We start from the raw sequence: 7,215 nt of genomic DNA, 5'->3' as shown, positions 1-7,215 counted from the left end.
ACGAGCGCGGTGGCCCGAAGTGCTCCAATCGCCCACGCCTCCGACGTCAACACCGCGTTTCCACACAGCCTCGGCCCAAAGCTGCCCCTCGTTTTGCAACTCGGAATGCACCAGAGCGGCCATTTATACTTTTTGCGGCAATTGCTAATGGCACCCCAAGCCACTGAGTGTGATACGGGGTTGCACTGCATCGCGTGTCATCAATAGTCGTGTGAGAAGCAGTCCTGAAAGTTTCGACGCGCTGATGCGAAGCTACGTTCAGAAGGGCAGGACCAACGGAACCAGGACCACACTGGTGGCCATGCAGATCGCGGCGAACGGCACGCCGATCCGCACGAAATCTGCGAACCGATAGTTCCCGGGCCCCACGACCAGCGTGTTCACCGGCGAGGAGACGGGGGTCATGAACGCAGCCGATGCCGCAAGCGCGACGGTCATGGCGAACGGATAGGGCGAGGCGTCGAGGGCGCTTGCGACGGCCAGCGCCACCGGGGCCATAAGGACGGCCGTGGCCGTGTTGGAAATGAACAGCCCGAGTAGCCCGGTGACAGCGAAGATCGCGGCCAGAACCAACCGGGGCGAGGCCCCGTCGAGCGCGCCGAGCAGCGCCTGCGCCGCGATCTCGACCCCGCCGGTGCGTTGCAGCGCCAGCGAGAAGGGCAGCATGCCGACGATCAGGATCAGGCTCTGCCAGTGGATCGAGCGATAGGCACCCGCCATGTCGATGCAGCGAAACAGCCCCAGCAGCAGGCAGCCGAACAGCGCCGCCTGCACATTTGGCACGATTCCCCAGACCATCAGCACCACCACCAGTGCCAGCACACCGACGGCCAGCGGCGCGCGGTGGCGCGCAGGCACGGCCTCATCGGACTCTGCCGGCAGGTCCAGCAGCACCAGATCGCGCCGTTCATCGGCCAGCTTGCGGATCGCGCGCCAGGGACCGACGGTCAGCAGCGTGTCGCCTGGGCGCAGCGGCTCGTCGATCACACGATCGGGCTGGGGTTTTGTGCCATGCTTCATGCCGATCACTGACAGGTCATAGGTGCTGCGGAATCGGGCCTCGGTGACAGTTTTGCTGATCAGGCGCGACGTCGGCGGCACAATGATCTGCGCCATGCCGATTTCCTGCGCCGTGTCCGTGAACCACTGACCAGAGACCGGCCGCGCGATCAGATCGTGCGCCCTTGTGAAGCTGTCCAGATCGAAGCCAGTAGTGCCATTCGCGCGCCGGTCGATCAGCAGGATATCGCCCGCTTCCAGCACTGTCTCGGCGCGGGGCTGGATCAGCTTGCGACGGAACCGGCTGCCGCGCTCGATGGCGACGATGTTGATGCCCGCGCTGGCGCGCAGGTCTAGGTCATCCAGCCGCTTTCCGGCCAAGTCAGAGCGCGCGCGAAGTTGCAGCCTGTGCTCGCGCCCGGCAAGATCGTAATCCGCGACCCAGCCTGTCAACGCGGCGCGCTTGGGCAACTCGGGTGCCGGGCCCGGGGCAAGGAAGCGGCGCGCGATCAGCATGTAAAGGATGGCCAACACCAGGATCGGGACGCCGAAGGGGGTGAAGGCGAAGAAGCCGAAACCTTCGTGCCCCTGCCGCATCAGTTCGGAATGCACCACCAGATTGGGCGCCGTGGCGACCAGCGTCATCATCCCGCTGATCAGCGCGGCCATCGACAGCGGCATCATCAGCCGGCCCGCAGGAATGCGGGCGTTGCGAGCGATGCGCAGCACGATGGGGATGAAGATCGCCACGACGCCGGTCGAGGACATGAACGACCCCACGCCCGACACGATCACCATCAAGAGGAAGATCAGCTTCGCTTCGCTGGCACCGGCGCGTGCCGTCAGCCAGTCGCCAAGGCGTTGCGCAACGCCCGTGCGCACCAGCGCCTCGCCGATCACGAAGAGGGCTGCGATTAATACGATATTGGGGTCCGAAAGACCCACCAGCGCCTCGGACATGGTGATCACGCCTGTCATCGGCAGCGCGACCATCATGATCACCGCCACCACATCCATGCGCGGGCGGTTGAGCGCGAACATGACCACCGCCGCGCCCAACAGGGCCAGCACCATTGCGAGCGGAGACATCAACTACACCTTGGGCAGCGGCGCGGTGCAGCGCGGGATATCTGTGATACAGCAGATCATGCCTGCGGCGGAACCGCGAGCACGTCGATCTCGACGCTACCCATCAGCTCTTGCGCCACGCTGCCGAGGAACAGGCGCCTGATCCCGGATAGCCCGCGCGTCCCGATCACAAGAAGATCGGGCTTCGCCTGTTCGACAAGACCGGCGATGGCATCCGCACCTACCCCCTCGATGATGCGGGCATTGTAGTTCAGATTACCAAGGTCGAGGCTCTGAATGAACCGGCCAAGCTCGCGGCGTGTGGACTGGAAGTCGCGCTCGGCCTCCTCATGAACCCGCTCGGCCGGGATGCCGGCATGGGTCATCATCTGGCGCGAAATTGGCGCGTAGCCATGGACGAAGGAGACATCGGCATCGTTCAGCAAACCGAGGTCATGGGCCTTGCGGGCTGCATGGCTCGAGGCTTCGGACATATCCGTTGCGATGAACACCTTCCGCCACCGCGTGGCAGTCTTCGAATTTGCCATCAGGACCGGTCGCCCCGCCGTGCGGGTGACACGCTCGATCGTCGTGCCGACAAACACGTCGCGCAGAAACTGCCGCCGATGCGCGCCCATGACGATCAGATCGGCCTCGCGAACGCGCGCCTCTTCCCCGATGACATGGAAGGCGTGGCCGGTCATGACCGCGACCTCGCCGCTCTGCGGCTTGCCGAAACCCGCGACCTGATCGGTCAGGTAATCTTCGGCGCTCCGGATCTCATCGCGCATCCGGTCTTCGAACAGGTCGTCCTCGACCACGTGTAGGACGCAGAGCGCCGCGTCGAAACACTGGGCAAGCTGCACGGCGCGCTGGACAGCGGGCGTGGAGCGGGTTGACAGGTCAGAGGCGGCGAGGATCGATTTCAGCATGGCATGCGGGCTTATGGTCAAACATCGGATTTCTCGGCAGTATGGCAGTGAAGCACAAATGATAAAACCCGAAAGCGCCCGGGCCGCATGCAGGGTATCCCCCATTCGTGATCGCGCTGGCGATGATCCGCTCGGGTCTCTCTGTGCTGTCTGGGGCGATTGTGACCGAACGCATGCGCCGCAGGGGCCAATCGCCCGCGATTACGAATGGGTGAATCCATGACATTCCGGCTGATCCTTGCCTTCCTGCCTGACGATCACCTTGATGAGCTGCTCAAGGCGGCGCGCGGCGCCGGGATTGCCGGTCAGATCGACGTCGAGGAAGCGATCGGATTGATGCGGCAGATCAAGGCACTGGAAGGCAGAAATCAGATGCGTGAGGATTGACCCAGAGGGCGAAACAAAGCATCTGGGGGCGGGCTTCCCGATCTTGTCGTTTGCATGACCGCAATCGCAGTCACCGGGTCTGTCATGGATGTCATCTCGCTCGTCAGCATCGTCGCTGCGTTGTTCATCGTCATCTCCCTGAGCGAGCCCCTGGCCGACCGCACCCGGCTACCCTACACGGTGGTTCTGGCCATCATCGGCACGCTGATCGGCCTTGGTGCTGTCCTGCTGGTCGAGCATGGCCGTGAAACCCTCGGCCTGCCGCTGGCCGTCGAAATGTTCGAGATCAACATCCGCGCCAGTGTCTTCCTCTATGTCCTGCTGCCGACGCTGCTGTTTCAGGTTTCGCTTGGGCTGAACCTACGCCGGATGGCCGATGACTGGGTGCCGATTCTTGTCATGGCGGTGCTGGCAGTGGTGGTGGCAACCGTCGCCATCGGTTATGCGCTGACCCCCTTCACCTCTCTACCGCTGATGGCCTGCCTGATGCTGGGCGCAATCGTTGCCACGACCGACCCGTCGGCGGTGGTCAGCATCTTTCGCAACATCGCCGCACCGCAGCGCCTGACAAGGATCGTCGAGGGCGAGAGCCTTCTGAACGATGCCGCCGCCATTGCGCTCTTCAGCTTCTTCCTGACCTTTGTCATGCTGGGCGTGCCAAATCCCACGCTGCGGGATGCGCTGGTAGAGTTCCCGATGCTCATCTTCGGGGGTGTTGGGATCGGTTGGCTATTTGCCCGGCTCTGCCTTCCGTTCTTCACCCTGATGAGCCGCTATCCACTGGCACAGGTCTCGCTCAGCGTGGCGCTGCCTTATGTCACCTATCTGGTTGCCGACCAGATCATGGGCGTCTCGGGTGTGATTGCGGTGGTCATGGCGGGGATGACGCTGAACTATCTCGGGCCCGGGCGCCTGGCCCCCGCCAGCTGGGCCTATCTGCGCGAGGTCTGGGATGTGCTTGCGCATTGGGCGGGCGCGCTGATCTTCCTGCTTGCGGCGTTCCTCGTGCCGCGCCTGCTTGGGGACATCCAGCTGCAGGACTTTATGCTGATCGGCATTGTCATCGCGGCGGCTACGGCCGCGCGGCTGTTCATGCTCTATGCAGTGCTGCCGCTGTTGACCGCGATGAAACTGTCACCGCGTGTGGATCGACCTTACCGTGTTGCGATCCTGTGGGGTGGGCTGCGGGGGGCCGTCACGCTGGCCCTTGCGCTGGCTGTGACCGAAAACCTGCGCGTGCCGATCGATATCAAGCGTGAGGTCGGTATCCTTGCTACCGGGTTCACGCTTTTCACGCTGCTGTTCCAGGGAACCACCCTGCGCTGGATCATTTCAGTCCTTGGCCTCGACAAGCTGTCGCGGCTTGACCGGGCGCTGTCCAATCAGGTGATCGCCGTCGCGCTGGAAAATGTGCGCGAAGAGGTTGCGAATACCGCCAAGCGCCATGAACTGACCCGCGACATTGTCCGCTCTGAGGCCAAGCGCTTTGCAGAGAGACTCGACAGCGCGATGGAGAAGGCCGAGGGTATTGACGAAATTCCTGATCGTGACCGGATCACCCTCGGCCTTGTTGCCCTGGCCGGGCGTGAACGCGACATGATCATTGAGGCGTTTCGGGAACAGCAGATTTCGGCGCGACTGGCCGAAGCCATGCTGTCGGATGCTGACCGTCTGATCGAGCGCACGCGGGCCGGTGGGCGCGACGAATATCGCACGGCGGGGCGTCTGAGCCTTGGGCGCGGGCGGTGGTATAGATTCGCGATCTTTCTTCACAACCGACTGGGCCTTTCTGGACTGCTGGCCCGCATGACCGCTGACCGCTTCGAGATCCTGTTGCAACAGCGCCTGACGCTGCGCGATCTGCACGGCTATATCGACGGCAAGATCCGCCGCATCCACGGTCGCCGGGTGGCCGATCTGTTGCATGAGCTGCTCAAGCGGAGGGAGGACGAGACCCAATCCGCTCTTGACGGATTGCGCCTGCAATATCCCGGCTATGCCGAAGAGATCGAACGCCGCTTCATTCGCCGCACCTCGCTGCGCCTGGAAGAGCGTGAATATGATGTGCTCTATCAGGACGGACTTATCGGGCGGGAATTGCACACGACCCTGCGGCAGGAACTGGCAGAGAAACGCAAGCGCGCCGAGGCCCGCCCGGCGCTGGACCTGGCCGTGCAGAAAACCGAACTTGTGCGCCAGTTTCCTCTCTTTGCCGATATGGACGATGCCGCCCGGATCCGCCTCTCCAAGGCACTGAAGGCGCGCTATGTTCAGCCTGGCGAGGTGCTGATGCGCAAGGGCGACATGCCCCGTGAAGTGTGTTTTATCGCGTCGGGGGCCGTCGAAGTCGAAACAGCGGGCCAGAAGAGCAAGCTGGGCCGCGGCGAGATGTTCGGGCAACTGGCACTGCTGAGCCGTCAGATTCGTCGCACTCAGGTCACAGCGATCAGCCATACAACCCTGCTTGTTCTGGACGTCACCCGCTTCCGTGGCCTACTGGAAAAAAGCGAAGCGATGCGCCTTGCGGTGAAACAAAGTGCGGAGAAGAGAGGGCTTTTGATTGAAAGCCTTAATCTTGATCTGCCAAGCACAGACCGCTCACCGACGGCTTAAGGCAAATGCTGCGTATGCTATGCCGCGACCTCACCGTCGGCTTTCCTGAAGGTTTTTCGACGTGGACCGCATCGCGAGGGGCGCCGCCGGGCGGTGGCGGTCCACGTTGACAAACCTCGGAAGGACGAAGCCGCGGGGGGCGAGGCGCTGCCTATGGAGAAAGAGCGCCGAGGGTGTGGTTCACATGGCGCACAAACGGCCGCCGGAGTTCGGGGCTCACGGCGACAGCCTCGCTTTTTTCGCCAGTTGCCGCCGCTTTGAGCCTCGGAACCGGGAGGCCGTCCTCCGAATTTGGCGATCCGTTCCGTTGCGCGCAAATCAGGGCCATGCAGGTCCCGAGCGGGCACCGGCGGCGGATCAGGCAAAGGGATGGGCGTTTTATCATGCAGCCTGCTCCCGCGGTGGTGCCCTTGATTGCGGCGTCTGCCCGCGCCGGAAGATCTCGATGATCCGCATCGGCGCGCCGTAACAGGGGCATGGTTCGCGCAGGGTCAGCGGTGCGGGCTCAGCCGCCGTTTTTGGTGCCGAGGCGGGTTGCGGCACCCCGAGCAGGGTGCGGATCTTCGCGATGTTGGCCTTGCGACTGGCACTTGCCAGCAGGCCGTAATGCCGGATGCGGTGGAAGCCGTCGGGCAGGACATGGATCAGGAACCGGCGGATGAATTCGTCGGTGTCGAGCCGCATCACCTTTTGCCGGTCGCCCTGCTTGATGCGGTAATCTTTCCAGCGGAAGGCCACGGTCCCGGCTTCGGCGCTGACGAGGCGGTTGCCGTCGTGCGCGGGGCAACCGGAAACCCGGTGTTTGCCGGTGCAAATTCAACCCGGCAGGATGGACAGCGCCCGGCGGCAGCGCGGGGAACGGCCGCCCCGCATTGGGCGCAATAGGCCGGAATGAACCGACGCAGCATGGCATCTCCCTCCCTTGCGGTTACGGGCCTTTGGGTTGCAATGGCGCTGAGGCCGTGACCGGCGGACGCTGTTCGGGCATGACCTGCAGCACGGTCAGGCCGCGCTGTTGACCCGCCCGGGTTTCCCATTGGAACTGGTCGCCTACCGACAGGCCCAAAAGGGCCGCGCCCACCGGGGTCAGGACCGACACATAGCCGCGGCTGATGTCGGCCTGTTCCGGCCAGGTCAAAGTCACGCGCAGATCGCGTGCGGCGTGGTGGTCGTGATACAGCACCTGGCTGCCGATGGTGACCGCATCAGGGGGCAG

Annotated in this window: 5 protein-coding genes and 1 pseudogene; 2 read left to right on the top strand and 4 right to left on the bottom strand. The window is 63.6% G+C overall.

The window, feature by feature from the left end:
* Positions 1-258 precede the first annotated feature (258 nt).
* Positions 259-2,088, bottom strand: a complete 1,830-nt coding sequence (locus MXB90_RS17445; RefSeq protein ID WP_250046686.1) for an SLC13 family permease — start codon at positions 2,086-2,088, stop codon at positions 259-261.
* A 56-nt stretch (positions 2,089-2,144) separates the two neighbouring features.
* A complete protein-coding gene (locus MXB90_RS17440) occupies positions 2,145-2,999 on the bottom strand; it encodes a universal stress protein (RefSeq protein WP_250046685.1) in 855 nt (284 codons plus the stop codon).
* Positions 3,000-3,218: 219 nt separating this feature from the next.
* Between MXB90_RS17440 and MXB90_RS17435 the strand changes: the two genes are divergently transcribed.
* Both MXB90_RS17435 and MXB90_RS17430 read left to right on the top strand, forming a co-directional pair.
* Entirely contained in the window at positions 3,219-3,386 is a 168-nt protein-coding gene (locus tag MXB90_RS17435) for a hypothetical protein (protein ID WP_250046684.1), read from the top strand.
* 84 nt (positions 3,387-3,470) lie between these two features.
* Positions 3,471-5,999 (top strand): cation:proton antiporter, encoded by a 2,529-nt coding sequence (locus MXB90_RS17430; protein WP_250046687.1) that lies wholly within the window; start codon positions 3,471-3,473, stop codon positions 5,997-5,999.
* Positions 6,000-6,380: 381 nt separating this feature from the next.
* On the opposite strand, the pseudogene MXB90_RS17425 reads toward MXB90_RS17430, so the two are convergent.
* Together MXB90_RS17425 and MXB90_RS17420 are read right to left on the bottom strand one after the other, a co-directional pair.
* Positions 6,381-6,770: pseudogene (locus tag MXB90_RS17425) on the bottom strand (transposase); the annotation flags it as partial.
* 157 nt (positions 6,771-6,927) lie between these two features.
* The coding region (locus MXB90_RS17420; RefSeq protein ID WP_250046683.1) for a GreA/GreB family elongation factor at positions 6,928-7,215 on the bottom strand (288 nt) is incomplete at its 5' end.

The organism is Phaeovulum molybdatiresistens (assembly GCF_023544865.1).
GTDB lineage: Bacteria > Pseudomonadota > Alphaproteobacteria > Rhodobacterales > Rhodobacteraceae > Pontitalea.
Note: the sequence above shows the minus strand (reverse complement) of the source record. Positions and strands in the feature narration are given on the sequence as shown.

What these genes read in the sequence shown, in the direction of transcription:
- MXB90_RS17445 (WP_250046686.1), bottom strand. Translation starts at nt 2,088, where the DNA reads ATGTCTCCGCTCGCAATGGTGCTGGCCCTGTTGGGCGCGGCGGTGGTC.
- MXB90_RS17430 (WP_250046687.1), top strand. Translation starts at nt 3,471, where the DNA reads ATGGATGTCATCTCGCTCGTCAGCATCGTCGCTGCGTTGTTCATCGTC.
- MXB90_RS17435 (WP_250046684.1), top strand. Translation starts at nt 3,219, where the DNA reads ATGACATTCCGGCTGATCCTTGCCTTCCTGCCTGACGATCACCTTGAT.
- MXB90_RS17440 (WP_250046685.1), bottom strand. Translation starts at nt 2,999, where the DNA reads ATGCTGAAATCGATCCTCGCCGCCTCTGACCTGTCAACCCGCTCCACG.